General features: G+C 36.1%; 24 protein-coding genes. 14 read left to right on the forward strand and 10 right to left on the reverse strand.

Features of this window, described 5'->3' with window-relative positions; all coding sequences use genetic code 11:
* The first annotated feature begins 242 nt into the window (after positions 1 to 242).
* From INR75_RS12430 to INR75_RS12470, 9 genes are all read left to right on the forward strand, one after another.
* Entirely contained in the window at positions 243 to 521 is a 279-nt protein-coding gene (locus INR75_RS12430) for a GIY-YIG nuclease family protein (protein ID WP_223089067.1), read from the forward strand.
* Between the two features lie 213 nt (positions 522 to 734).
* Positions 735 to 1,784, forward strand: a complete 1,050-nt coding sequence (gene hisC, locus INR75_RS12435; protein ID WP_223089068.1) for a histidinol-phosphate transaminase — start codon at positions 735 to 737, stop codon at positions 1,782 to 1,784.
* A 5-nt stretch (positions 1,785 to 1,789) separates the two neighbouring features.
* Positions 1,790 to 2,929 carry a bifunctional histidinol-phosphatase/imidazoleglycerol-phosphate dehydratase HisB gene (gene hisB, locus INR75_RS12440; RefSeq protein ID WP_223089069.1) on the forward strand — a complete coding sequence of 380 codons (1,140 nt, stop codon included), beginning with the start codon at positions 1,790 to 1,792 and terminating at the stop codon, positions 2,927 to 2,929.
* 89 nt (positions 2,930 to 3,018) lie between these two features.
* On the forward strand, positions 3,019 to 3,612 hold the full coding sequence (hisH, locus tag INR75_RS12445) for an imidazole glycerol phosphate synthase subunit HisH (RefSeq protein WP_223089070.1): 594 nt from the start codon (positions 3,019 to 3,021) through the stop codon (positions 3,610 to 3,612).
* Positions 3,613 to 3,655: 43 nt separating this feature from the next.
* Positions 3,656 to 4,003 (forward strand): four helix bundle protein, encoded by a 348-nt coding sequence (locus INR75_RS12450; protein ID WP_255584531.1) that lies wholly within the window; start codon positions 3,656 to 3,658, stop codon positions 4,001 to 4,003.
* A gap of 56 nt (positions 4,004 to 4,059) precedes the next feature.
* Positions 4,060 to 4,791 carry a 1-(5-phosphoribosyl)-5-[(5-phosphoribosylamino)methylideneamino]imidazole-4-carboxamide isomerase gene (gene hisA, locus INR75_RS12455; protein ID WP_223089071.1) on the forward strand — a complete coding sequence of 244 codons (732 nt, stop codon included), beginning with the start codon at positions 4,060 to 4,062 and terminating at the stop codon, positions 4,789 to 4,791.
* Positions 4,792 to 5,041: 250 nt separating this feature from the next.
* Positions 5,042 to 5,797 (forward strand): imidazole glycerol phosphate synthase subunit HisF, encoded by a 756-nt coding sequence (hisF, locus tag INR75_RS12460; protein ID WP_092544554.1) that lies wholly within the window; start codon positions 5,042 to 5,044, stop codon positions 5,795 to 5,797.
* A 10-nt stretch (positions 5,798 to 5,807) separates the two neighbouring features.
* Positions 5,808 to 6,425 (forward strand): bifunctional phosphoribosyl-AMP cyclohydrolase/phosphoribosyl-ATP diphosphatase HisIE, encoded by a 618-nt coding sequence (gene hisIE / locus INR75_RS12465; protein WP_223089072.1) that lies wholly within the window; start codon positions 5,808 to 5,810, stop codon positions 6,423 to 6,425.
* Complete coding sequence (locus INR75_RS12470) at positions 6,426 to 7,070, forward strand: thiamine diphosphokinase (protein ID WP_223089073.1); 645 nt, start codon at positions 6,426 to 6,428, stop codon at positions 7,068 to 7,070.
* A gap of 220 nt (positions 7,071 to 7,290) precedes the next feature.
* Here the strand turns inward: INR75_RS12470 and INR75_RS12475 are convergent, their stop codons facing one another.
* The 6 genes from INR75_RS12475 to INR75_RS12500 form a co-directional block, all read right to left on the reverse strand.
* On the reverse strand, positions 7,291 to 10,041 hold the full coding sequence (locus INR75_RS12475; RefSeq protein WP_223089074.1) for a DUF5695 domain-containing protein: 2,751 nt from the start codon (positions 10,039 to 10,041) through the stop codon (positions 7,291 to 7,293).
* A gap of 96 nt (positions 10,042 to 10,137) precedes the next feature.
* Positions 10,138 to 10,992: a pirin family protein gene (locus tag INR75_RS12480; RefSeq protein WP_223089075.1), complete on the reverse strand. Its 855-nt coding sequence runs from the start codon at positions 10,990 to 10,992 to the stop codon at positions 10,138 to 10,140.
* A gap of 82 nt (positions 10,993 to 11,074) precedes the next feature.
* On the reverse strand, positions 11,075 to 11,818 hold the full coding sequence (locus tag INR75_RS12485) for an NYN domain-containing protein (protein ID WP_092544564.1): 744 nt from the start codon (positions 11,816 to 11,818) through the stop codon (positions 11,075 to 11,077).
* Between the two features lie 84 nt (positions 11,819 to 11,902).
* Entirely contained in the window at positions 11,903 to 13,063 is a 1,161-nt protein-coding gene (locus INR75_RS12490) for a hypothetical protein (RefSeq protein ID WP_223089076.1), read from the reverse strand.
* Positions 13,064 to 13,172: 109 nt separating this feature from the next.
* Positions 13,173 to 14,045 (reverse strand): cation diffusion facilitator family transporter, encoded by an 873-nt coding sequence (locus tag INR75_RS12495; protein WP_223089077.1) that lies wholly within the window; start codon positions 14,043 to 14,045, stop codon positions 13,173 to 13,175.
* 140 nt (positions 14,046 to 14,185) lie between these two features.
* Positions 14,186 to 15,019 carry a DUF1853 family protein gene (locus INR75_RS12500; protein ID WP_223091923.1) on the reverse strand — a complete coding sequence of 278 codons (834 nt, stop codon included), beginning with the start codon at positions 15,017 to 15,019 and terminating at the stop codon, positions 14,186 to 14,188.
* Between the two features lie 329 nt (positions 15,020 to 15,348).
* On the opposite strand from INR75_RS12500, the gene INR75_RS12505 reads away from it, so the two are divergent.
* Complete coding sequence (locus INR75_RS12505; protein ID WP_223089078.1) at positions 15,349 to 16,056, forward strand: hypothetical protein; 708 nt, start codon at positions 15,349 to 15,351, stop codon at positions 16,054 to 16,056.
* Between the two features lie 55 nt (positions 16,057 to 16,111).
* The gene (truA, locus tag INR75_RS12510) at positions 16,112 to 16,900 is read left to right on the forward strand and encodes a tRNA pseudouridine(38-40) synthase TruA (RefSeq protein WP_223089079.1); all 789 of its coding nucleotides are present in this window, start codon (positions 16,112 to 16,114) and stop codon (positions 16,898 to 16,900) included.
* Positions 16,901 to 16,902: 2 nt separating this feature from the next.
* Here truA and recQ read toward each other — a convergent pair whose 3' ends face one another.
* Complete coding sequence (gene recQ, locus INR75_RS12515) at positions 16,903 to 19,011, reverse strand: DNA helicase RecQ (protein ID WP_223089080.1); 2,109 nt, start codon at positions 19,009 to 19,011, stop codon at positions 16,903 to 16,905.
* Between the two features lie 99 nt (positions 19,012 to 19,110).
* Here recQ and corA point away from each other — a divergent pair, with 99 nt between their 5' ends.
* Genes corA through INR75_RS12530 form a run of 3 tightly spaced genes read left to right on the forward strand, consistent with a single transcriptional unit; the run spans position 19,111 to position 21,585 of the window.
* On the forward strand, positions 19,111 to 20,199 hold the full coding sequence (gene corA / locus INR75_RS12520; RefSeq protein ID WP_223089081.1) for a magnesium/cobalt transporter CorA: 1,089 nt from the start codon (positions 19,111 to 19,113) through the stop codon (positions 20,197 to 20,199).
* A 33-nt stretch (positions 20,200 to 20,232) separates the two neighbouring features.
* Positions 20,233 to 21,408: a lactonase family protein gene (locus tag INR75_RS12525; RefSeq protein WP_223089082.1), complete on the forward strand. Its 1,176-nt coding sequence runs from the start codon at positions 20,233 to 20,235 to the stop codon at positions 21,406 to 21,408.
* Positions 21,409 to 21,417: 9 nt separating this feature from the next.
* The gene (locus tag INR75_RS12530) at positions 21,418 to 21,585 is read left to right on the forward strand and encodes a hypothetical protein (RefSeq protein ID WP_223089083.1); all 168 of its coding nucleotides are present in this window, start codon (positions 21,418 to 21,420) and stop codon (positions 21,583 to 21,585) included.
* Between the two features lie 52 nt (positions 21,586 to 21,637).
* Here the strand turns inward: INR75_RS12530 and INR75_RS12535 are convergent, their stop codons facing one another.
* From INR75_RS12535 to INR75_RS12545, 3 genes are all read right to left on the reverse strand, one after another.
* On the reverse strand, positions 21,638 to 22,561 hold the full coding sequence (locus INR75_RS12535) for a succinylglutamate desuccinylase/aspartoacylase family protein (protein ID WP_223089084.1): 924 nt from the start codon (positions 22,559 to 22,561) through the stop codon (positions 21,638 to 21,640).
* 107 nt (positions 22,562 to 22,668) lie between these two features.
* The gene (locus INR75_RS12540) at positions 22,669 to 23,718 is read right to left on the reverse strand and encodes a glutathione synthetase (RefSeq protein WP_223089085.1); all 1,050 of its coding nucleotides are present in this window, start codon (positions 23,716 to 23,718) and stop codon (positions 22,669 to 22,671) included.
* Positions 23,715 to 25,562, reverse strand: a complete 1,848-nt coding sequence (locus INR75_RS12545; protein WP_223089086.1) for a flavohemoglobin expression-modulating QEGLA motif protein — start codon at positions 25,560 to 25,562, stop codon at positions 23,715 to 23,717. Before INR75_RS12545 ends, INR75_RS12540 begins: the two co-directional genes overlap by 4 nt.
* Positions 25,563 to 25,721 lie beyond the last annotated feature (159 nt).

The raw sequence follows: 25,721 nt of genomic DNA on the forward strand, positions 1-25,721 counted from the left end.
CCAAGCATGCTGAGATCCCGGATCAAGTCCGGGATGACTAAATGAACTTGCTTCAACATCTCATCTAGCCAAGAAGAGAGGGAGATGAGATCTGGTGAAGTCGCGAATAACTAAAAGTTGTCATGCTGAACCTGTCCGTCCGGCAAGCGGGCTTGTTTCAGCATCTCATCAAATTTGTAAAAGGATATTGATAATATTGGTAAGATCTCGAATTAGTGCGGAGTAGTAATTAACTAAGTAAAATGAAAATATCGTTTGTATACATTTTGACTAATAAATACAGGACGGTTTTTTACACGGGTGTTACAAACGATTTAAGAAGGAGAATTTCGGAGCATAATAACGGAACGGGAAGCATATTCACTGAGAAATATAAAACTAAAGATCTAATTTATTTTGAAGAGTTTAATGATTTTAATCACGCAATAGCTAGAGAAAAACAGCTTAAGAACTGGAAAAAAGAATGGAAGTTAAATTTAATTAAATCTTTAAATCCGAAATTGCAGACATTAGAATATTAATTTTGAAAAATGAGTAGTAATGCAGAACCTATTCGTTTCATTTGAAAGAGAAAAAACACGATGAGATCCCGGATCAAGTCCGGGATGACCAAATAAGTCGTCATGCTGAACTTGTTTCAGCATCTCATCCAGATGAGTTCAAGCATGATGAGATCCCGGATCAAGTCCGGGATGACGAATAGAAAAAAATAAACTGAAAGCCATAAAACAAAAATGCCCACCAATATAAACATACAAAACCTTGTTCGGGAGAACGTGAAGAAATTAAAACCATATTCTTCCGCTCGTGACGAATACAAATCAACCGGAACCCAGATGGTTTTTCTTGATGCCAATGAGAATCCTTATCAAACTGATGTAAACCGCTATCCAGATCCGCATCAAAGAAATGTAAAGGATGAGTTGGCAAAGATCAAAGGCATAAAACCAGAGCAAATCCTGTTAGGAAATGGTAGTGACGAGGTTTTGGATTTGTTGTTCAGGGCGTTTTGTGAGCCGGGAAAAGACAATGTGATCACGCTTCCGCCAACTTACGGAATGTATAAAGTGCTTTCAGAAATCAACAATATCGAAAATAGGGAAGTGCTACTTTCACAGGATTTTGAGCCTCAGGTTTCAGCGATATTGGATAAATCTGATGCGAATTCTAAACTGCTATTTCTTTGTTCACCAAATAATCCTACGGGTAATACTTTTTCAGAAGAAAAGGTAGAAGAATTGCTTCAAAATTTTAACGGATTGGTAATTATTGACGAGGCTTATATAGATTTTTCAGGAAAAGAAAGCTGGTTAAACAGGCTTCAGGAATATCCAAATTTGGTGATTACGCAAACACTTTCTAAAGCTTACGGGATGGCAGGAATTCGTTTGGGAATCTGCTGCGCTTCCGAAGAAATTATTGAGATTTTAAAGAAGATCAAACCTCCTTATAATGTAAATGAATTAACGCAGCAACGTGCTTTAAACCGAATTTTGGATGTTGAAAATGTGAAGAGTGAAGTCGCCGATATTCTAAAAGGTAGAGAAGAATTATTTAAGGTGTTGATGGAAGTTTCTTATGTTGAAAAAATCTATCCATCAGATGCGAATTTCATTTTAGTGAAAGTAGATAATGCGACGGCCAGATACAATCAATTGATCGAAAAGGGAATTGTAATTAGAAATAGAACCACACAACCGCTTTGCGAAAATACCCTTCGTTTAACCGTGGGAACCACTCAAGAAAATCAAAAATTAATTACCGCTTTAAAAAGCCTAATCTAATTAAAATGCAAAAAGTTTTATTTATAGATCGTGACGGAACGATTCTCCTGGAGCCTGAAGATTACCAAGTAGACAAATTAGAAAAACTGGAGTTTTACCCGGAAGCATTGTTCTATTTGTCGAAAATCGCCAAAGAATTAGATTACGAATTAGTAATGGTAACTAATCAGGATGGTTTGGGAACCGAGGTTTATCCTGAAGATCAATTTTGGCCGATTCAGAATTTCGTGGTAAAAACCTTCGAAAATGAAGGCGTGAAATTCAGTGATATTTTAATCGATAGAACTTTTGCGAAAGATAATCAGCCTACCAGAAAGCCAAATACAGGTTTGTTGGAAAGAAAATATTTGAATTCCGAAGCCTACGATATGGCGAATTCGATCATGATCGGTGATCGTATGACCGATATTGAATTTGCTTATAATTTCGGCGGAAAAGGAATCTTTATAGATACCCACGAAGATTTAGCGACGGATGAATTGAAAAATGATGTTTCTAAACTGAAGGAAACAATAGCATTGAAAACTTCCAGCTGGAAAGAAATTTATGAGTTTTTAAAACTGAAAGATCGTACTGCTGAAATTGCCAGAAAAACTAACGAAACTGATATTAAGATCAAACTGAATCTTGACGGCACCGGGAAAGCTGAAATTTCTACCGGAATTGCATTTTTTGATCATATGTTAGATCAAATTGCTCGTCATGGGCAAATGGATTTGGTGGTAAAAGTAGATGGCGATCTTGAAGTAGATGAGCACCATACGATCGAAGATACCGCAATTGCTTTGGGCGAAGTATATGCAAAAGCTTTGGGGAATAAATTAGGAATCGAGCGATACGGATTTTGTTTGCCGATGGACGATTGTTTAGCACAGGTAGGGATCGATTTTGGTGGCCGAAATTGGTTGGTTTGGGAAGCCGATTTTAAGCGTGAAATGGTTGGAAAAATGCCAACAGAAATGTTCTATCATTTCTTTAAATCATTTACCGATGGCGCCAAGGCAAATCTGAATGTAAAAGCAGAAGGAACGAACGAACATCATAAGATCGAAGCGATTTTTAAAGCCTTTGCAAAAGCGATAAAAATGGCGGTAAAAAGAGACACAGAAAAAATGATCTTACCTTCAACAAAAGGAATGCTTTAATAGTATTGAGAATTGAGTATAGAGTAGTTAGTAGCTAAACTCAATACTCAATACTCAATACTCAATTCCAACTACTAACTACTATAGAAATGAAAATAGCAATTATAGATTATGGCGCAGGGAATATTCAGAGTATCAAATTCGCAGTAAAACGACTTGGTTTTGAAGCTGTGCTTACAGATGATGCTGAAGAAATAAAGTCGGCAGATAAGGTGATCTTCCCGGGAGTAGGAGAGGCGAGTAGTGCGATGAAGATGCTAAAGTCAACCAGATTAGATAAAGTGATACCGCAACTAACACAACCAGTTTTGGGAATATGTCTTGGGATGCAATTGATGTGTGAATATTGTGAGGAAGGAGATACGCCAGGATTATCGATCTTTGATGCGAAAGTGGTGAAGTTTGATAATACGGTTAAAGTGCCGCAAATTGGCTGGAATCAGATTTACGATCTACGATCTGATCTGTTTGAAGGCGTGAACGAAAAAGAATATGTGTATTTGGTGCATAGCTTTTACGTGAAGGAATGCGAAGAAACGATTTGTTCTACGGAATACGGAGTAGAATATACTTCAGCAATCAAAAAGAATAATTTCTATGGTGTACAATTTCACCCTGAAAAAAGCAGTAAAGCCGGAGAAAAGATTTTGGAGAACTTTTTAAAGTTAGAATTACGAAGTTAGAAGTACGGAATAGGATTCTTGAATTAGGAAAACAAAAAATATCATGTATGATTTAAAAGAAAGAACTAAAAAGTTTGCTATTGATGTTTGGTCGTTGTGTTCCAATATACCTAAAAATAGAGAGTTCGATGCTTATGTGAGGCAGCTTATTAGATGTTCTAGTTCTGTTGGAGCAAATTATAGAGCTGCTAGAAGAGCTAAATCTAACGCAGATTTCATAAATAAATTAAAAATTGTGGAAGAGGAAGCTGATGAGTCGATGTACTTTTTAGAATTACTGCAAATAGTTTATCCTAAGGAAAAGAGTAAAATAAAAGAGTTGCACACAGAAGCTAATGAATTAGTAGCTATAATTGTATCTTCGATAAACAGGGCAAGAAAAAATAATTAAAATGCGTAAACCTAACTTCCAACTTCCAACTTCCAACTTCTAAATTCTAACTTTATATGCGTTTAATACCAGCAATAGATATAATAGACGGAAAGTGCGTAAGACTTTCTAAAGGTGATTATAACACCAAAAAAGTATATAATGAAAATCCGCTTGAGGTTGCAAAATCTTTTGAAGCTCACGGTATCGAGTATCTTCATTTAGTAGATCTTGATGGTGCAAAATCGAAGCATATTGTAAACCATAAGATCTTAGAAACAATAGCTTCAAAGACCAATCTAAAAATTGATTTTGGGGGCGGATTAAAAACCGATAAAGATCTGGAAATCGCATTTGAATGCGGAGCAAAACAAATTACCGGTGGAAGTATCGCTGTAAAAGATCCAGAGACTTTTAAAAGCTGGTTGGAAAAATTTGGTTCAGAAAAGATCATTTTGGGCGCCGATGCGAATAATGAAAAAGTTGCTGTTGGCGGATGGTTAGAGGAATCTGAGAAAGAATTGATTCCATTTATTTCTGCATATCAGAAAGAAGGCGTAAAGTATGTAATTTGTACTGATATTTCTAAAGATGGGATGCTTCAGGGACCTGCATTCGATCTTTATGATCGTATTTTAAGAGAGAATCCAGAAATCAATTTAATAGCTTCGGGAGGAATATCGAAATTCGATGAATTATTAGAACTTTCTGACCTGGGATGTGAAGGAACAATAATCGGAAAAGCCATTTACGAAGGAAGAATCAGCTTAAAACAATTAGAAAACTATATTCTAAACGACGGACAGTAAATTAGATTTTAGAACGCTATGCTGTTAGAAGTTAGATTTGAGAGATTAGACCTAAGAACCAAGAATAAGGGTTTATTTTGAATGCTAAATTTTGAATTTTGAATTTTGAATGAAATGCACTAAGATTTCACGACTTTATTTCATTACGCCTGCCTGCGGCAAGGCTGGCTCGAAATGACAAATAATTGAAAAGTAGCTGATAACCAAAAAAAACTGTAAACCCTTAACCGTACATCGTAAACTAAAAAAAATGCTAACAAAAAGAATAATTCCCTGCCTGGATATAAAAAACGGAAGAACCGTTAAAGGGATTAATTTCGTTGATCTAAGAGATGCTGGTGATCCGGTAGAATTGGCTGCGAAATATGCTGAAACCGGCGCTGATGAGCTTGTATTTCTGGATATTTCAGCTACTGAAGAACGTCGTAAAACTTTAGCGAATCTTGTTTTGCGAGTGGCCGAAAAAGTAAACATTCCATTTACAGTGGGCGGCGGGATTTCTTCCGTAGAAGATGTTGATATTTTGTTGAAGAACGGTGCAGATAAGGTTTCGGTAAACTCTTCTGCAGTAAAAAATCCAGATCTAATTAATGAGCTTTCTCAAAAATTTGGCGCGCAATGTATCACTGTGGCTATCGATGCAAAACAGGTAAACGGTCAGTGGATTGTTCATTTAGTTGGTGGTAAAGTACCAACCGAACTCGATCTTTTTGAATGGGCGAAAGAAGTAGAACAGCGCGGTGCAGGAGAAATTTTGTTTACATCAATGAATAATGACGGTACTAAAGATGGTTTTGCTAATATTGCACTCAAGAAATTATCTGAAGATCTAAATATTCCTATCATTGCTTCGGGCGGTGCCGGTAATATTCAGCATTTTGTGGATACGTTTAAAGAAGGAAAAGCAGATGCGGCTTTGGCAGCGAGTGTTTTTCATTTTAAAGAAATAGAAATTCCAGATCTTAAAAAAGAGCTGGCAGACCAGGGAATACCTGTAAGAATATAAAATTATAGAGATGAATATCGATTTTGATAAAAATAGCGACGGATTAGTACCTGCGATTATTCAGGATGCAACTACGAAAAAAGTCCTGATGTTAGGGTATATGAATGAAGAAGCTTATCTAAAAACCAACGAAACGAAGAAGGTTACTTTTTTTAGCCGAACTAAAAATCGTTTATGGACCAAAGGCGAAGAAAGTGGAAACTTTTTGCACCTTGTTTCGATAAAAAATGATTGCGATAATGATACGCTTTTGGTGATGGTGAATCCGCAGGGACCAACTTGTCATAAAGGAACCGATACTTGTTGGGGCGAAGAAAACGAAACTTCTTTTGGATTTTTATCAGAATTAGAAGGCATTATTACTCAGCGTAAAAAAATGAGCGAAGTAGAACCCGAATTACGTGAAGATAAAAACTCGTATGTGGTTTCCCTTTTTGATAAAGGTATCAACAAAATCGCTCAAAAAGTCGGCGAAGAAGCTGTTGAGGTAGTGATCGAAGCAAAGGATGATGATGAAGATCTTTTCCTTAACGAAAGCGCAGATTTGCTGTTTCATTACTTAATTCTTTTAAAAGCGAAAGGCTACGGATTAAAAGACATTTCTAAAGTTTTAGAGGCAAGACACTAAATGAAGCTGTACCGGGAAACGTATAAATCTGAGGCGCAGGTCGTTTTGTTTATCAACGGCCAGTTTCCTGAAAAAATGCCTTTGCTAGATGGATTTGAGAAGATTTACTGTACAGATGGCGCATATTCCAAGCTTTTGAAAAATGGAATTCAGCCAGATTTGGTTTCCGGAGATTTCGATTCTTTAGCAATTTCTGAAATTAAAGCCGAAACCAAGATCGTTGAAACTCCAGATCAAAATGCGACAGATTTCGAGAAGATTTTAAGGATTATTATCGAAGATGGTTTTAAAAGCGTCGCAGTTTATGGCTGTAGCGGCTTAGAACAGGATCATTTTTTGGGGAATTTGAATTCGATGCTGAAGCATAAAGATGAAATTGAAATTCGCTGTTTTGACGATTTTGGCTTTTATTTTTTTGCTGAAAAGAATATCGAAATTATCGATTTTCAGGATGAAATTATTTCACTATTTCCTTTTCCTGAAGCTAAAAATATCTATTCTGAAGGTGTAAAATACCCTCTATACGGTGAAGATTTAAGTATTACCACCAGAATTGGAACCCGAAATACGATTATAAATGAAAATGTACACCTAAAGTTTACTTCAGGTAATTTATTGGTGTTTGTGCAATCAAAACAGGCTTAAAAAGTTCAGATTTTAAGCAGTCTACCTCGGGGCATGCCCAGGAGATAATCACTAGAAACAAATTTTTAATTTCTAGGCAAGCCTCGGAGTATTAAACCCTTTGGCGGTGCCAAAAAAAGCTAAAAACAGCAAAGTTTCGATGCCGTTTTTAGCTTTTTCTATAGTCTTTGCTGAAATTGGATAATTTTGAAGCAGATTTTAAAAGTCTATTCTACAATCCTTAAATCTTCATATTGACTTTGTGGCTGCTTTTAGAAATTGGTAAAGTAGCTATCCAATATTCGTTAATTTTCCTCACTTTTATTTTTTTGCTATCGATAGTGATTACTGGTTCTTTTTCAGTTTTAATTTTAAGCTGAGTAGAATGTGTATCGCTGCTTCTGTTTTCAATAATGAAGTCAATCACATCAAGTTTCTTTGAAACTTTGATAGGCTCTAAGCTTGAAAAGCCGTCACGATCTAGCTCGATTCTAAAATTCTTTTCAGTATTAATAATGGCAAACTTTTGGTTAATTCCATCTGCTGCGAAAACTTCAAAAGAGTCGACATTTGTTTTTAATTTTCCGCCGTAAGCAATCCAATCAAAAAGCGGATCTTTAGCCAAAATAATAATTGCCATTCGCTTTATAGCGCCCATACCAAGATCTGCTTCGCCATCGTAAAACCAGGGACCACGTGGAGTTTTCTTTTTAATCCAGGTATCTTCGTACTGCGAAGACATAAACGCCCAACCTAAAGCGCCATCATTTTCTTCTCCAGGATACCAATACCCGTAATTATTTTCACTGGTTCCTGTATTCATTAAAGCGTACGAACTTAGATAACTTGCGTATCCCAATTGAAGCCAGTCGAAAGGATCTTCAGAAAAATTAAGAGCATAATCTAAAATTCCCCAGCCGCCCATTCTGGCCATATAAGAAAGTGTATGCGTATCTGAAGATGCGGTAAAATCTGATCCTAATAAGTAATATTTAGTTTCTAACCAACCGCGGCAGGCAAGATTTGCATATAGTTGTTTATCCATAAACGCCCGTGAATCTGCTTTTTCAACTTTTGGATGCGAATACCATTTTTCTAATTTCTTATCAAACCATAGATTTTCGTCTGTTGGCATCTCGTGGGTTGCGCCATATTTAGCAACGGCATAGCTGGTTTCAAAAGCGGTTCTATCAGTACTGTATTCAGATCGAAAGGGATATTTATCATCGTACACAAAATACTTCACCTTTTTTTGCCATTCATTTTCCAGGTATTCAGCATCCTTTTTTCGGTTTTCTTCTTTTAGAACGTCGATAAGATCAAGAATAAAAAGTTCGTTATAACATCCCCATTTGTAGGTTTCGTACCACGGTAGAATTTCGTAAGGATAGTCAAAATAAGCTTTAGCTGTTTGATAAGCACGCTCTAGATATTCATCGGCATCTGCATAAGTGCTCATTTTAGGATACATTTTTGCGATTAGATACATATTGTAATAGAGCATCACGATATGCGGATAATCGTAAGAGCGCCAGATATTCATTTTATCAAGATTGCTGTTTTTTACGCCAGCTCTTAAAACAGGATTACGATCTACATACCAATTTGGCGTTCCGTAGATTCCGTAAGGATATGGCTCTTCTTTATCTGTTCGCTGCAAACCGCCCCAAACAAAATTCTCGATATAATATTCTAAAGATTCGATTTCCTTTTTATCAGGATAAACACTGTTTTTTGAAGCTACATAAGGCGCTTTACAAAGTGCAGGATCGTCACTCGCCAAAACATAACCCCACCAACCGGTGTAACCATCGTTATTATCTGGCCCACGCAGCTGCTTATTTTTCATGTCGTAGATAGAGTAGAGTCCGTCGTACCATTTTTCGGTTTTATGCTGCTGTTTGTTAGTGATAAAGTCACTTCGTTTTTTTACCAAAGTCTCCAAATCTTCTGTTACAAAAAACTCTAAATACGTTTTTCTATTTTTTTCGAAATAAATACTGAGTTTGTTTTCGCCGAGTTTCTGAAAGTTTACTTCATAAATAAAATGATCCTTTTTAGGTTCGTTTAGAAAATTGATTTTTGTTTCTGAAGGAAATTCAGCAATAATAGAATCGATTTTAGTTTTAGTATGTAAGGAAAATTTAGCCGGTTGCTTTGCGGGAATCGTCATTCCCGGAACTACCCGAACATCTATAAGATCATTTGCATAAATATGTTCTCGAAGCGCATCGTAAGATTTTGCGCTTTGCAGTTGAAAAGAATACGAAATAGTATCGCCAGTTTGACCTTTTGGAGCTAATTGTGCTGAAGTTTGCGGTTGTCGCCAGGTTCCATTTTTGGTTTCTTCTTTAGTTTTTGCTGAATGAATAAACGCCAGGTAATTACCACGTTCAGATTTAAAATATTCTAATTGTGTCCCGGGATTTACACTGAACAAATAATAGGGAGGTTCGCCATTGGGTTTGGTGAAATATAAAAAAGAACCATCACCAGAGATATAATGATGTTTGGTAAAATTCTGCTCAAAGATTTCATTTGGATTCCCGCCACCAGGTGCTCTCCACGGAAAATTTACCGCCATATCTCCAATCTTAACAGGAAACTGCATTTGGTTAATGATATCGATCTTCCAGGTGAGTCCGTTTTCATTTAAGCTAAACGTTTGCCTGGTTTCAAAAGGCATCCCACTTTCATAATCAGAATAAATGATGGTTTTCTCATTATTTTCAACCAGTTTAGAAGCACCATAAGGTTGCAGCCATTCACCATTACCGATTTTGTAAGAAATAGCGAGGTTTCCCAAAAGCTTTCCGCCAGGAATTAAATTGGCGTCGTGGGGATCTATGGTGTTTTTAAAAAGATGAATTCCTCTTTGGTTAAAATTAAGCTGATAATTTCCAGCGGTAATTTCATTTTCCTGCTGGGAGAACGTGAAAAAAGGAATTAGAAAAAGTAGAAAGAAAAGGAGAGAGGATTTAAAAAGGCTCATTCAATTATTTTTAGAGAAACTTAGAAATCTAAATTTTATAAAAATAATTAGATGAGCCTGGGCAAATATTAGCCGTATTTTATAGTATGTATGCGATTATTCTGTCCAACGTCCCATTTTACCGGCCTGAAAATCCTGATAGGCTTCTTCGATTTCCTGCATGCTGTTCATCACAAAAGGACCACGAGCCACTACAGGCTCTTCAAACGGAGTTGCGAAACCGAATAATAAAATGCTTTCTTCTTTTGCTGAAATTTGAAGTTTTGGATCGTCATTTTTAAATTCAGCTAAATGTCGTTCTTTGATCTCGGAGCCGTTCACTTCAAGATTTCCTTTGATCACATAAAAGAAAATGTTTTGGGAAACCGGAATTTCAAGTTCTAAGTTAGCATCTGCCTCAAAAAATAAAGTAGAAAGATTGATATCGGTAAAGGTGTCAAAAGCGCCTTTTTCGCCAAGAAATTCGCCAGAAACCACCTGTGCTTTTACTTTTTTATCTTCGGAAAATGCTACAGGAATTCCATCTTTCTGCATACCTATATATTTAGGTTCTGCCATTTTATGTTTTGCCGGAAGATTTACCCAAAGCTGAAGAATTTCAAGATCTCCGCCTTTCTTTTTAAACTCTTCCGAAGAAACTTCAGCATGAATAAGTCCGCTTCCTGCCGTCATCCATTGTACGCCACCACTTTCGATCACGCTGCTGTGACCACCAGAATCTTTATGAGCGATATCACCATCTAAAATAAAAGTCACGGTTTCCATCCCGCGATGCGGATGCGGCCCAAATGGGAGTCCGTTATTATTTTCAGGATAAACCTGCGGTCCATGATGATTTAGAAAAATAAAAGGATCTATCATTTGCAGGCTTGCTGTTGGGATTGGAGAATAAGTTACCAGATCACCAATTGGACGCCATTCTGCCTGATGTATTTTCTTAATACTACGCATATTCTTTTTGCTCCTAAAGTAAAAAAAGATGTGATTTTTTATCGAATTTCGACCTTCAAATTAGCTAACATACAAGTTAGTGCTAGTCTTTATTACGCACAAAAATGAGTTTGAATTTGCTATTGTTGTTGTTTTCGCGAGATTCAATTTCGAATTGATCTATAGAAGCGATCATTGGCGTAAGTTTTTGATAGCCGTAGTTACGAGAATCAAAATTAGGTTGCTTTTTTTGGAGTAAACTCCCCACATCGCCCATAAATGCCCAACCATCATCATCTGCAACATCAGAGATGGTATTCGATATAAATTTGATCACACGAGGTGTTAATCGGTCTACGCTTTGTTTTTTATTCGACTTGCCTTTAACGGCACCAGGCTGTTCTTCTTCCTTGTCTTTATTTTTTAAGATTTCAAGATAAATAAAACGATCACAGGCAACAATAAAAGGATCTGGTGTTTTCTTTTCGCCAATACCAATTACATTTTTACCGGCTTCACGTAAGCGGGTGGCTAAACGTGTGAAATCACTATCACTGGAAACCAGGCAAAATCCGTCTACTTTATTAGAATATAAAATATCCATCGCATCGATGATCATGGCAGAATCTGTTGCATTTTTTCCCTGTGTATAACCGTATTGCTGTATCGGACTAATAGCATTTTCCAACAAGACTGATTTCCATTTAGAAAGATGAGGATTCGTCCAATCACCGTAAATACGTTTTATGGTAGGATTACCATGTTTTGCGATCTCTTCCATCATTTCTTTAACGTATGCCGATGGAATATTATCACCATCAATAAGTACAGCCAGATTATTGTCCATGTATTTAATTTTATGTAAAGGTAAAAATTAAAAAGAAGGGTGACCGTTTTTGATCACCCTTTACTTAATCAAATTTTGCTAATATTAGCTGCTAAATCTATATAGTGCATTAAGCTTTTCTTTTTTATTCGGCATAAACTGATGCTCTATCAAAAATACTTCTCCGCCCTGTTTTATAACATTTACTACGGCATGGTTTAACAATGAAGAATTTTCTAGTGACTGTTCGTTATGCTTTTCTATTTTCATATTATCTGGACTATATGTACCCCAAAGTTCTTGACGATTTTCAACAAATAGAGTATCTACTTTTCCTTGCTGAATGGCCGGAAAAATATCTCTGATATCTGCGGAAGCAAGATCGGTTCCCTCATTTTCTTTAAAAGCATTCATTTTTTCATCGAGCTTTCTTCTCATTTCTGGCTCTAATAGATTTAAAGCTTTAGCATGAAGATCGAGCATCGACAAATCTGCCGGATTTCCCGGAACAGATTTTTCATATAATTTATTATACGTATTGGCTTCTTTATATATAGGGAATAAAGAATCGTCACAAGCAACTATTAATCTAATATTATCTTGTTCCAATAAATCATGAATACCCTGATCGATTGCCCTGAAATATAATTTTATTTCTTCCAGGCGATTGCGCTCATTCGCCCCATGGCCATGATAAACCGGCGTACCGCTGTTAGGATTTTGAGTTTTAAACTGCAAAGCTTTTTCTTTATAGTCAAAGCCTACACGTTCTTCGAGTCTTTCTGGGGTAAGATCTTCGATGTCAACTTTTCCGATACTATATTGGGTGGCTTCAAATAAACTCACCTCTTCTAACTGAAGTGAAAGTAAGTAAAAACGTTCATCTTTATTGTAAAGAGGAACTAAAGGTTTAATATAAAATTCATTCATTACATAAACCGAGGCTTCAAAATTAATGGGAACGGTATAGTATTTAAAGAAATCTTCAGAAGCAAATATTGCCAAACCATCAGATTGATTTCTCCAAAATTCTGGATCATTAAGTAAAGATTCTATTCGACTGGCTATTTTTTGTAAAGCTTCATCAGAAATATTTCTTTCCTTTAGCGTTTTTTCGGCTTGCTGCCACTGTGATTTTAAATGCGTTTGATCCTTTTTTTCCAATACATCTTTACCCCCTCGTTCAGTAGGAATAAAAATTGAAACACAAAGTTTACCACTATAATCTATTAGTTTATGAAATTCTTCTTTCTTAATAAGTGACATAATTTTTCTTTTTTGGTTTCTTTCTAAATTAATTTAAAAAGAAGGCTATTCAAAAAAAAGACACTTAAGGTCTTACTAAATATTTCCTAAGAATTATTAAGAAAGCTGGTTAATCTACAGGTTCTACATGAATAAGAACATCAGCAATTTCTGGGATATCCTGTAGCATTTTGTCTTTAACCTTGTGCGCAATGTCGTGACCATCTTTTACGCTCATATCACCTGCTACGTTGATATGTAAATCTACATGAAAGGTCATTCCGGTTTTGCGAACAAAGCATTTTTCGGTACCTAAAACACCTTTTACGCTATAGGCCGATTTACGAATATCTTCAATAAGATCGTTGTACATATGCTCGTCCATAATTTCACCAAGTGCCGGTCTTAAAATAAGGTAAGCATTAAAAAGAATAAATCCTGAAGCCACTAAAGCCGCCCAATCATCGGCACTTTCGTAACCATCGCCCATTACTAACGCAATTGAAATTCCTACAAATGCAGTTAGAGAGGTAATGGCATCGCTGCGGTGGTGCCAGGCATCTGCTTTTAGTGAGGAGCTGTTGGTTTCTTCACTTTTTTTAGAAACAAATCGATAGAAAAATTCCTTTATAGCAATAATAATTGCCAGTACAATTAACGTGTAAGGCTCTGGAACTTCATGCGGAGTCTTAATATTTTCAATACTTTCGTAAGCGATCACAGTGGCCGAGACAATTAAAAAACCAACTACCGCAAAAGTGATTAATGGTTCTACGCGCCCATGACCGTAAGGATGATTATCATCGGCTGGTTTAGCCGCATACCGTAAGCCAACAAGTACTAGAAAAGAAGAAAAAACATCGGCAGTAGATTCAATAGCATCGGCAATTAGCGCATAGGAATTTCCAAAAAAACCAGCCAGGAATTTAGCCAAAGCCAGGCATCCATTGCCTGCAATGCTTAAATACGATGTTCTTATTGCTTCTTTTATTTTCTCGCTCATTTCTAAAAGTAGGAGGGCAAAGGTACAAGCAAATGCGGTATTGCGTAAATTTTTGTGTCATTTTTAATTGGCACCGCCAAAGGGTATAATATCCCGAGGTAGTTTACTCAACATTACTTTTTTAAAATTAAGGGTAGATCTTACCACCAAACTACAAAGAATCGTTCGAAAGTGTCTTTAGTCTTCATCCATAAGAGCGGCGATCTTTTTTGCTGAATAAAAGATCTAATCTGCGGAAATATCTCTGAATACGACAACCAAATATCGTTCTTAGCCGGATCTACAGGCCAAAATTGTTTGCTGGGACTAAAGAATTTTGATTGGCTAAACTCGTCTGATTCAAATTCTGAAAAATGAATCCAGAATCCGATTATACAATCATTATTAATTGAAGAAAATGAATTATACTGAAGTTTCCTTGGAACAAATAAGTTTGCCTTATAACACACTTGCTGGGATATCGATCTTGTAGAAATATGCTTAGAGTTTAGGATTTGTTTCGTCTCGCTGTTGTGAAGAAGTGGAAGTTGCCTGGTTTTAAGTTTCTCCACTTTTTCTAGTAAAGAATCTTTACGATTAGGACCGATCCATCGGGCTAATTCTTCTTTATAGCTAGGATCATAAACATAGAATTTATAAACCAATTCTATATGGATTAGTTGTCCTGTATCTTTTTCTTCTACAATAAAATCTAATTCACCTAATGTTTTTTTATGCTGAATGATCTGAAGGTTGCTAATTCTTAGATCATACTTTTCGGAATGCTGAATTTGAAATTCAAAAAAACGTTCGGCTCTTTTTCCAAGAACAAAAATACGATCAACTTTTTCTGCAATTTCAAATTGATCTTTTGTAGCCGGAAATCTATCAGATAGCGCAAAGATCTGAAGATCAAAAGCTGCGTCTTTTTGCTTCCAGATAGAGGGAGTTTTTAGAAAACCTGATATTTCATCTAAAAGTGTGATAATTACAATTTAAAATTTTCTTCAAAATTGAAACGTTTTAGCCATTTTAGATATATAATTTAACAAATTATTAACCATTTAAAGCTGTCAAGGGTGATTATCCCCTCAAGTCCTGTAGAGTCTATTTTCTTCAAAATAAAACATTGATGATTATTTATTTTTAAACGTTTTTAACGAAAAATTCCCGTATAATCAAGTTATTTATTGATAAATAACTTGATTTGATAGTTAAATTTAATTAAATTTAAGATAATCCCTAACAAGTAAATTAATGTACAAATTGGCCCCTAAAAGCTATAAAATGAGTCTAGTGAGAAACCTTGAAATCCTATATAGTTATGCGTTATTATTACATTATAATTTTGATTCTAGTTAATTTACCATTGTATTCTCAAGTAGGTGTGGGAACAGAAGATCCACAGGCTACTTTAGATCTAAACGGAAATATGAAAATTAGAACTGTTGATGAAGCCTCAACTATAAATGACAGTCTAAAATTTTTAGTACGTGATATCTCGTCAACTGGAGATTACGAAGTTAAAGAAGTCTCGGGTAATAATTTGTTTAATTCTGCCCCTATTTTTTCTGCTCAAAATGATGGAAATTGGAATTTACTAAGTGCAACTTTATTATCTAGTTGGAGAGCTATAGATCTTACCAGTGCAGATACCAGAATTGGAGATTCCAGTCTATTAAATAACGGAGTTTATACTGCACCGCAATCTGGTATTTATAGAATTAATTTCGAAGTTCAAATGGAATCTGGAATCAGTCTATCTGCTTTTGGAGGTAAAAGCTTGGCATTAATAAAAAATGGAACCAGCATCTGGGAGCGAAAATATTTTGATGCTGTTAGAGCATCCATTTCTGGTCTCGGTATAACCACTATTCCTATAACTTCTACTAATTTGGATACTTTAATTGAATTGAACAAAAATGATACTGTTACTTTTGCAATGAGCAGTGGTTTACTTAATCTATCTGTTTTAGGAGATGCTAAGGTTTCATTGCAAGTTTATAAAATAGGTCAATTAGAGGGCGATTAGATGCAAATTTTAGGCTAATCAAATAAACTCTGCTATTTTTGAGCAAAATCCAGAAATGCAGAGAATTCGGTATTATTATCTTATTAAAGTTCAGTATTTAGGTTATCGCTTACATGGCTGGCAAAAGCAGCCAAACCTTAAAACCGTAGAAGGTTTGATCACAAAAACCCTGCGCTATGTTATGCCAGAGGCCAAATACAAAATACTGGGTTGTAGCCGTACCGATGCAATGGTGTCTTCTAATGGTTCTGCTTTCGAGCTTTTTTTAGACGAAGAACCACTAGAAAATTTAGAAGAGTTTTTAGCGCTTTTCAATCTTAATCTTCCCCAGGATATCCGTGTTACCCATATTGAAGAAGTAGATGCGAATTTAAATATTATTCAGCATTCAAAAATTAAGGAATACGCATATTTATTTTCCTTCGGAAGTAAAAATCATCCGTTTTGTGCGCCATTTATGGCTAACTTTCAGTTTGATCTGGATATCGAACTCATGAAGAAAGGTGCACAACTTTTTAATGGTACGCATAACTTCAGGAATTACTGTGTTCGGGTTTCAGAAAAAAGTACGTTTGAGCGAGAAATTTTAAAGGCTGAAATTGTCCAAAATCAACTTTACACGGCGAATTTTTTTCCGAAGAAATCATTTATATTTCATGTTCACGGAAAAGGTTTTTTACGTCACCAGGTTCGTTTAATGATGGGCGCTATGATTCAGCTTGGCCGCGGCGAATTTACTTTAGAAGATATTGAAAATAGTCTTTTAGAGAATAATGATCATTTGCAAATGAACTATAGTGCCCCAGCAAGCGGACTTATCCTTAACGACATGCAATTTGAATAGTATTAAGCTTCATTTTCGATGATTTTGAGGGCAATTTTTATGTCATTGTATGGTATTGCTTCTTCAAAATGTTCGAAATACGGCTTTAATTTATCAGGATCGCCCAATTCTTTTTTTGCTTTTTTAACCGCTTCAAGATCAGCTTTACTAATAAATTGGTTTAGATCGATATCTTCACCTTCATCGTAGAGTTTTAGAAGATGTGACATGATGGTAATTTCTGATAGTTCACGTTCCTTCGCAATTTCTTCAGGAGTTTTTCCTTCAGCATAAAGCTCGCCGGTAATTTTATAGGTTTTGCCTTTCTTTTGTGTTTTACGCGTGCGTTTTTGTTTAGAAAAAGAAATGATCTCTTTGATAAAACGATAGCCATATTCTTCCATTTTCTTTCGTCCAACTCCGTTGATCAGCATAAAATCATCATCGGTCATTGGTCTGGCGCGCTCCATTTCCTTAAGTGTAGCATCGTTGAAAATAAGGTAAGCCGGAATTTCTTCTTCACGGGCAATTTCTAGCCTAAGTTGTCTAAGTTTCTCAAAAAGTGAATTTTCAGCAGTTGTTTTTTCTGAAGTTTTTCCATTAGCTGCCGTTTGTACCTTACGATCTGGAACTTTTGCCAGATGTACTTTTTTACCTTCAAAAAGAACTTCTTTAGCGTGTTTTGTTAATTTTAATGCATTTCCCTGATGAAAGGCAATTTCAGCATACCCCAGATTTATAAGTTGTAAAATGTATTGTTGCCAGTTATTCCAGGAGATATCCTGGCCAATTCCGTGTGTTTTTAATCGATCATAATTTTTAGATAAGGTTTGTTCGTTTTGGCTACCTCGCAAAACATCTACTACAGTGGTAATTGGTTCCTTTCCTTTTAAACGATAGATGCAGGATAAAGCTTTTTGCGCTGCTACTGTACCATCGAAAAATTGAGGCGGATTTTTACAAATATCGCAGTTCCCACAATCTTCTTGTTTGATCTCGCCAAAATAACTCAGTAATATCTTTCTGCGGCAGGTTAGCGCTTCAGCATATTGCTTCATGCGGTCTAACTTAGCCACTTGGATATCTTTATTTTTAGTGTTTTCGGCAAAACGTTGTAATTGCACAACATCTGCATAACTATGAAAAAGCAAGGTGTCAGATGGCAAGCCATCACGACCGGCACGACCAATTTCCTGGTAATAACCTTCCAGGTTTTTAGGCATGTTATAATGAATTACCCAGCGAATATTCGATTTATCGATACCCATCCCAAAAGCAACGGTCGCACAAATAATTTCTGTCTTATCATTTATAAAATCATCCTGAATTTTTTCACGTTCTTCATGTTTCAAACCGGCATGATAAGCTTTTGCATCGAAACCTTTTTGCTGAAGTTTTTCAGCTAATTCTTCGGTGTTTTTTCGACTTAAACAGTAAATGATCCCGCTCTCGTTGGGACGATTTTTTATGAACTTAGAAATCTGCTCAAAACGCTTAATTCCCTGGCGAACTTCCAGACTCAAATTTTTTCGGTCGAAAGAAGAAATATGCTTTTTGGCATCAGGAATATTAAGTTGCTGGCATATGTCGTGTCTGGTGGCTTTATCTGCGGTTGCAGTTAAGGCTACAATTGGCGTTTTAGAAAATCGTTTCTTCAAATAACCAAGCTGAGTATAAGCAGGTCTAAAATCGTGTCCCCAACTCGAGATACAGTGCGCTTCATCGATAGCAATAAGGCTAATGGTTTCTTCGGTTAAAAAACGATCTAAAACCTGTAAACTTTCCGGAGCAATGTAAAGTAGCTTTAGTTCATTTTTGTCGATCTTCTGGAAAATACTTTCCTGGTCTGCAGCATCCTGACTACTATTTAGAAATTCGGCTTCAATTCCGTTTGCTTTCAATCCATCTACCTGGTCTTTCATCAAAGCGATAAGCGGAGAAATAACGATGGTCAGTTTTGGCAAAAGAATAGCCGGTAGTTGGTAACAAATAGATTTACCGCCACCGGTTGGCATGATCACAAGATTATCGTTTCCGTCGAAGATCGATTGGATAATATTCTCCTGTAAAGGCCTAAAACTATCGTAACCAAAATATTCTTTTAGCGTGTTAAGCATCTGCTGTTTCTCCATAAATGCAAAGTTAAAAAAGAATGCAGGCCGTAAAAGCTGAAATTGAATTTTAGGCTGGTTTTGAATGATTATTATTACATTTAACATTAAAAACCTTTTATGGCTAAGAGCAAGAAGAAGCGACTTTCCCTGCGACGCCCCAAATCCAGTAAAGCGCTTAACCAGATCCCGGGAACGGTGACCTATGTTGGTAATAAAGAATCTAATGAAACTTTATTAGATGTCATTGATTTTAATGCTGAACATTATGAGCGTTTTCGATCTAAAAATCCGCAGGACGCTTTAAAGTTCGAGGATGAATCTAAAATTACCTGGATCAATATCGACGGACTTAATAATACCGAGGAAATCGAAAAACTTGGTAAATATTTCGAACTGCATCCATTAATTCTTGAAGATATCGCCAATACTAACCAAAGGCCAAAAATCGATGAATATCAGGATTATTTATTTGTGGTGGCAAAAATGCTGTATTACAATGGTGACGGCACTCTGCAAATAGAACATATAAGTTTAGTGATTGGGCAGGATTATGTACTGACTTTTCAGGAAGCCGGTGGGGATGTTTTTGATGGTGTTAGAGAGCGAATTGAGCATAAAAAAGGCCGAATTAGAAACCGAAAAGCAGATTATTTAATGTTCGCATTGTTAGATGCGATCATCGATAATTATTTTATTGTAGTTGAAGACATTAGCGAAAAGATAGAAGGTTTTGAGGATCAGATATTTTTAAACGATCAGGACGAAGATTTGGTTAGGGAAATTCAGGAATTAAAAAGAGCGATTGTAAGAATTAGACGATCGGTTTTTCCTTTACGCGAAGTTCTTGGACGATTAGAAAAGCTTAACCACCCGATAATCGATGAAAATACGGGTAATTATTTAAGAGACCTTGTAGATCATATAATTCAAATTTCAGAAAACATTGATATTTATCGTGAGATGATCTGGAGTTTAATGGATATGTACATGACCACGATAAGCAATAAAATGAACGAGGTAATGAAGGTTTTAACCATTATGGCCTCTATTTTTATTCCGCTTACATTTATAGCTGGTATTTACGGAATGAATTTCGAATATATACCAGAATTGCAATGGAGATATAGTTATTTTGTGCTTTGGGGCGTGATGATTATTGTTTTCTTTGTGATGCTCTATTATTTTAAACGCAAAAAATGGCTTTAAGCCGAATCTATAATCTAAATCAAACATCAAAAAATGATTAACCGTAAGTTGGCTGTTGCTATCTTAATTGCTGGCCTTTCGTTGAGTAGTTGTAAGAATGACAAGAATGAAAATGCTGAAGAGGATGCTTCTAAAAACACCGAAAAAATGTCGAAAATGAATACTGCGTTTATAGGAACCTACACAAAAAAAGAAGGTCATGTAGATGGAAAAGCCGATGGGATCCTAACGATAAAACAAGATCCTAAAACTGGGAAAATTAGTTTAGGGAAAACAGTTGCTGAAGTTATAAATCCTTCTTTCGTTAAACTTTCCGGTGATAATAAATATCTGTATGCCGTTAGCGAATTAGGTGACAAAGATGGAAAATCGGGCTTTATACACAGCTTTCAGGTAAAAGAAAATGATAGCTTGATAGAAGTTGATAAGGTTTCTACTGAAGCTTTTGCGCCCTGCCATATCGAAATTGATAAGACCAACAAATTTGCTTTTGTGTCTAATTACATGGGCGGAGTAGTGGTGATGTATCGCATTCAGCAGGATGGTAGTTTAGAAAAACGCAAGCAGTTAAATATGCCAAATTCAGGTGAATCTCATACTCATTCGGTTTCAATTTCAGCAGATAACAAGCACATTTATATTTGTGATCTTGGTCTAGATAAGATCTGGATCTATGATCTTGATGCTGAAGAAAAAACAATTCAGAAAAACGAACAGGAATCGGTTTCTTTAGCCGAAGGTGCCGGGCCAAGACATTTTGCGTTAGGAAAGAACCAGAAGTTCGCTTACAGCATGAACGAGTTGAATAGCACTGTAAGTATTTTTAAAATTGAAGAAAATGGAGGTTTAAGTTTACAAAATTCAGTTTCCAGTATCCCTGAAGATTTCACTGAAAATAATAGCGGGGCAGATATTCATATCTCAGACTCTGGAGATTATTTATATGTATCCAATCGAGGACATGATAGTATTGCCATTTTTAAAATCGACCAGGATACTGGCGAATTAGAGAATATAGATTATGCAAGTACAAATGGTAAAACGCCACGTAACTTCGCGATTTCTGAAGGTGATAGTTATTTATACGCCGCCAATCAGGATTCAGGAGATATTCAGGCTTATAAGATCAATGAGGAAACAGGCGAGTTAGATGCTATTGGAGAACCGGTTGCTGTACCTACGCCGGTTTGCATTGAATTTTTAAAATAGAGAGCTAAAATGAACAAAATCAGGATTACAGGAATACTATTTTTAATCGTAGGATTAGCGCTTACCTATTTTTTGAGAAACACTGAAGTTTATTTTTTCTCTGGGATCTTAATAGGAATAGGTTTGCTTTGGGCGATCACCGGAAAGACCAAGAGAACAAAAAAGAATAATAGTTAAATAAAAAACCGGCTTTTTAGCCGGTTTTATTTTGTTTAGCATCTTTTAAAATTTAGTAAGCTGTTTCGACTTCTTCAACAACAAAAAAACCGTCATTTCCCTGTGCCTGGTATAATGGCATAAATATTCTGGCATTCCATTCACTTTTAATTTCTTCATCATTTTGAATAGCCAGTAGTTCTCCTTTTTCTATTTTCTGAAAATTCTCATATCCGGGCTGCATTTTAAAATGATCATCATTCGCTAATCCATGTCGATGTCTTATTTCAAATGTTTTTTGATCTGGAGCATTTTTTTCAGAAAAGCGTGTTACACATTCTGGATAAGATGGAATTCCCTCTAATTTCAAATCGCAGGCTTCTTTAAGAGCCAGCCAGATCATTCCTTCATGATTTTCTACAGATTCTTTAGCGGTATGCTGCCCAGCTTCAAAGACAAAGCCTGTAACACCAATTCTAGTTAAATAATGATCTATACATCCATAAACTAAATCGCTAAAACCTCTAATGATATACGTTGGGAATCGATGTGCCCAGGCGTCGTTATCATTTTTTACCTGCACCGAGATATAAGGTGCACTGGCTGCAGAGGTGGTATGACAATCCAAGAAATATCGCTTGGTGAAATCTGCTTCGGGATATTTTTCCAGTACCTCAATGATCTCCCACATTTCTTTTTGTTCGTGGGTTTTAGTTTTATGATCCTGGATGTTTTCTTCAGTCCACGCACGATTTAGATCCTCGTCGATATATCGCTTGTTTTGATTAAGCGCAACTTTATTTCCGGAGACTCCAACGATGGTACCTTTTATTTCAGGTTTTGCTTGTTCCAGTTCTTTAAAAACTTTCAGTAAAGCTTTCACACCGCTTGGTTCATTTCCGTGTATTCCGCCAGAAACAAATAATAATGGACCTTTTTTTCCGCTGGTATAGGTTCCTAAGATTCTGGGAATTTCTTTTTCAAGTTCTTCATTCATATCCAAAAGATTTACTGGCACCGCCAAAGGGTTTAATACCCAGAGGTTTGCCTAGAAATTAAAAATTTGTTTCTATCGAATGTCTCGAGGTCTTGCCGCGAAGTAGTTTACTCCATCGTTGCTAGTACGCGATTCGACAATTTACCATCGTACATGTGTTTATAATGTAATTTTCTTTCGATGGCTTCGATAATTTCATCGGTAAAATCTGGCATTCCAATTTCGCTCATGTGATCTAGGCCGCCGGGACTTAAGACATTAATTTCGATCAATTTATCTTTAACCACGTCCAGCCCAACAAAAAATAATCCGTCTCTAATAAGTTTGGGAGCGGTAAGGCTTACGATTCTTTCCATTGCTGGTGTAAGTTCACTGCTATCTGCTGTGGCTCCCTGTCTAAAATTACTACGGAATTCGCCTTCACCACTAACTCTTCTTATGATGGCTTTTTTGCCATCCCTGTCGATTACCCGGCCATTCATAAGTAAAATTCTTACATCACCATCTTTTACAGCCGGTAAAAATTCTTGCGCGATGATGTAACCACTTTTACTTAAATGTTCAATGATCTGGTTAATGTTTTTTTCGTTCTCATCAATAAGATAAACATCTTCTCCGCCAGAGCCTTCTAAAGGTTTTAAAACCATTTTACAATCATGCTCTTCCCAAAACTTTAAGATATCTTCCTTACTTCTGGTGATTAATGAATCTGGTTTGATATCTGCTGGCAATTCTTCAAAATAAAGCTTATCGATAAATGCGTGAGATAGGGCATAGGCGTCATTTAAAACCAGAACGCCTTCTTGTTGTATCATTCTACCAAATGCTACCCCGGCTTGCTCTGCCCATTCGCGTCCAGATTCTTCTTCGGTAGGGTTATTCCTTATAAATAAGACATCCAGATCTTTGGCGCTTATCTTTTTCTTTTTTGCCTTGCTACTTTGCAAGATTTCCAGATACTTTTTAGGAGACTTGGTCTTAGTTGATTTTGGTACCTGGGTTGCAGAAACAGTAATAGGTTTATCATGGTGAAAATTAAAATCTCCTACACCCATTACCGAAACATCGTGCCCACGCTCGTGAGCTTTGGTAATCAAAAACATAGATGTACCAGCGGTTTCAGATTGGATATCATTTAATACAAAACATATTTTCATTGTGTTGTCATTTGTGAGATGGGTAAACCATCTCTGATTAGGTTGAGTTTATTGGTTACGTCTTCATCATTTAAATAGCTGGGCCGTAAAGCACCAGGTTTTAAAACACGACGTTCTGTTAGTTCTTCAATAATTTCGGTGTGTTTAAGAGAGAATTTTCCAGATAATAAAGATTCGTATAATCCGCCATTTTGTAAATATTCTCTAAGCTGAACCAATCCTTTTAAGTAGATAATATCTTTTAGAAATCCGCCACCCTGCATAATTCTGGAAACAATATTGAATGCACGCTCTGGAGAAAATCCGTATTCGTTGTGAAGCAGTTTAAAGATGCTATGAAAATCGCCACCTGCAACTAAAGCCTGGCCCGCGATCACACGCCCAGCTAAAGTTCTTAAACGATTGCCAGTAAGTCCGCCAACAAGATATTCGGCCATTACCGCTAATCCTTCCTGTAGAGGATCGTAATCTGCCAAACCAATACTCATTTGCTCCAAAGGTTGCCGGCTACCGTTAAAATAAGTGAGCACGTGAGTTCCCACTTCGTGCTGAATAAGTGCTTTGGCTTCGGTTTTATTCATTTTATAATCGTGGGGAATGTAAAGTTCACCATGCGAAACCATCATGACATTCACATCTTTTCTAATATGAACTTTGCATTTAAAATGCTCGTCCTGCCCACGGAAATAATCAAATTCTCTTCTCGCTAAGCTGCTAAATGCTTTAGAGTCCAGTAGATTTTCAGCTTCAAATTCTTTCTCTGGAATAGCGTTAAGGATCTCTTTTGCAGATTCACATAGTGCAGTATCTACTCCCTTATGCAGTCTTATACTACTGTAGAAAAAATTTTTTGTACCACGCTCGCTAAGCATCGTAATTTGTTTGTCGAGCTCTTCTCGTTTTTCCCTAAAGATGTATGACATCGCAGGATCGTCGATATCTTCGATCTTCAGATTATATAATTCACGCTTTAAAACATCTGGATCGATAGGTAACAATCTGTAATGGTAATCGAGTACTTTCTCGAAGTTAGATTCAAAAAATGTATTCTTTATATCTTGAATATTAGAAGGTGAAACCAACCATAAAAACTGATAAGAACGTTCGATTTTCGCCAGTTTCTTATCGATCTCAAAAACTTTTTCCTTTAAATATTTTCGGCCTAAAGCATTATAACTGGCTACTCCGCCAGAAGTTTGGATTCTTATATATTCGAATATCGATTTATGGATCGCTTTAATGATAAAGTCTTTAAAGTTTCTAAAAAATACCGGGTATAATTCACCATTTTCATTTCGATAGATAGGAGGGACTTCTAAACCTGTGATCAATGCGCCGCACTTTTTTAATTCGTCGATGCTAAGAAGGTCTGGTTCTCCTTCTGGCTGGCGGTGAGGTGTATTTTTTATTTCAGCTTTTAAATAAATTCCGCTATAGGCCTTATTGATATCGTTTAGTTCTTCGTTTAATTTTTGTAATGTATTAGGAAGTTTATTCTCTGGACCTTTAATTAAAAATGTGCTGCTATTTTCTTTACCGGCGTAAACTTCAAAAAGCATATACGATTTAAATAGTCCTGAAAGTTTATTTGCGATCTCAAACAACAGTTTCTGATAGCTTTCAAAATCTTTTGTGCCAATGATGAGGTAAGAAGATTCGCTTATCACTAATCTAGCGGTGCCTGGGTCTTTATCTTTATGTCGATAAATTATTAAGTAGGGAAGTTCTTTTTCTATATGTAAAATTCCTCCTCCTGGAAGTGAGCAATTAATTTCTTCCTCTTTATCTATTCTTGTTAAAACTTCATTAATTGAATTTTCTGTAATCTCTGAAAATTCCAACATAATTTGCAGGGTTTTTGATTTTTTGGTTTTAGTTAAGTTGATCGATAGCCTGCTATACCACGATAATTCTTAAATATGGTATTTTAGCGCTTACTTAAATTTAAGTATTTAATATGCTGAATATTAGCAGGATTTTAAATTTGACTTTTATTTAAGAGC

Source organism: Zunongwangia sp. SCSIO 43204 (assembly GCF_019904275.1).
Taxonomy (GTDB): domain Bacteria; phylum Bacteroidota; class Bacteroidia; order Flavobacteriales; family Flavobacteriaceae; genus Zunongwangia; species Zunongwangia mangrovi.

Bases quoted from the DNA above. Each gene is read 5' to 3' on its own strand.
- INR75_RS12480 (WP_223089075.1), bottom strand. From the start codon at position 10,992: ATGCGTAGTATTAAGAAAATACATCAGGCAGAATGGCGTCCAATTGGT.
- INR75_RS12470 (WP_223089073.1), top strand. From the start codon at position 6,426: ATGAAGCTGTACCGGGAAACGTATAAATCTGAGGCGCAGGTCGTTTTG.
- corA (WP_223089081.1), top strand. From the start codon at position 19,111: ATGGCTAAGAGCAAGAAGAAGCGACTTTCCCTGCGACGCCCCAAATCC.
- INR75_RS12525 (WP_223089082.1), top strand. From the start codon at position 20,233: ATGATTAACCGTAAGTTGGCTGTTGCTATCTTAATTGCTGGCCTTTCG.
- INR75_RS12540 (WP_223089085.1), bottom strand. From the start codon at position 23,718: ATGAAAATATGTTTTGTATTAAATGATATCCAATCTGAAACCGCTGGT.
- INR75_RS12535 (WP_223089084.1), bottom strand. From the start codon at position 22,561: ATGAATGAAGAACTTGAAAAAGAAATTCCCAGAATCTTAGGAACCTAT.
- INR75_RS12475 (WP_223089074.1), bottom strand. From the start codon at position 10,041: ATGAGCCTTTTTAAATCCTCTCTCCTTTTCTTTCTACTTTTTCTAATT.
- recQ (WP_223089080.1), bottom strand. From the start codon at position 19,011: ATGGAGAAACAGCAGATGCTTAACACGCTAAAAGAATATTTTGGTTAC.
- hisA (WP_223089071.1), top strand. From the start codon at position 4,060: ATGCGTTTAATACCAGCAATAGATATAATAGACGGAAAGTGCGTAAGA.
- INR75_RS12430 (WP_223089067.1), top strand. From the start codon at position 243: ATGAAAATATCGTTTGTATACATTTTGACTAATAAATACAGGACGGTT.
- INR75_RS12545 (WP_223089086.1), bottom strand. From the start codon at position 25,562: ATGTTGGAATTTTCAGAGATTACAGAAAATTCAATTAATGAAGTTTTA.
- INR75_RS12450 (WP_255584531.1), top strand. From the start codon at position 3,656: ATGTATGATTTAAAAGAAAGAACTAAAAAGTTTGCTATTGATGTTTGG.
- truA (WP_223089079.1), top strand. From the start codon at position 16,112: ATGCAGAGAATTCGGTATTATTATCTTATTAAAGTTCAGTATTTAGGT.
- hisB (WP_223089069.1), top strand. From the start codon at position 1,790: ATGCAAAAAGTTTTATTTATAGATCGTGACGGAACGATTCTCCTGGAG.
- hisF (WP_092544554.1), top strand. From the start codon at position 5,042: ATGCTAACAAAAAGAATAATTCCCTGCCTGGATATAAAAAACGGAAGA.
- INR75_RS12530 (WP_223089083.1), top strand. From the start codon at position 21,418: ATGAACAAAATCAGGATTACAGGAATACTATTTTTAATCGTAGGATTA.
- hisIE (WP_223089072.1), top strand. From the start codon at position 5,808: ATGAATATCGATTTTGATAAAAATAGCGACGGATTAGTACCTGCGATT.
- hisC (WP_223089068.1), top strand. From the start codon at position 735: ATGCCCACCAATATAAACATACAAAACCTTGTTCGGGAGAACGTGAAG.
- INR75_RS12505 (WP_223089078.1), top strand. From the start codon at position 15,349: ATGCGTTATTATTACATTATAATTTTGATTCTAGTTAATTTACCATTG.
- INR75_RS12495 (WP_223089077.1), bottom strand. From the start codon at position 14,045: ATGAGCGAGAAAATAAAAGAAGCAATAAGAACATCGTATTTAAGCATT.
- INR75_RS12490 (WP_223089076.1), bottom strand. From the start codon at position 13,063: ATGTCACTTATTAAGAAAGAAGAATTTCATAAACTAATAGATTATAGT.
- INR75_RS12485 (WP_092544564.1), bottom strand. From the start codon at position 11,818: ATGGACAATAATCTGGCTGTACTTATTGATGGTGATAATATTCCATCG.
- hisH (WP_223089070.1), top strand. From the start codon at position 3,019: ATGAAAATAGCAATTATAGATTATGGCGCAGGGAATATTCAGAGTATC.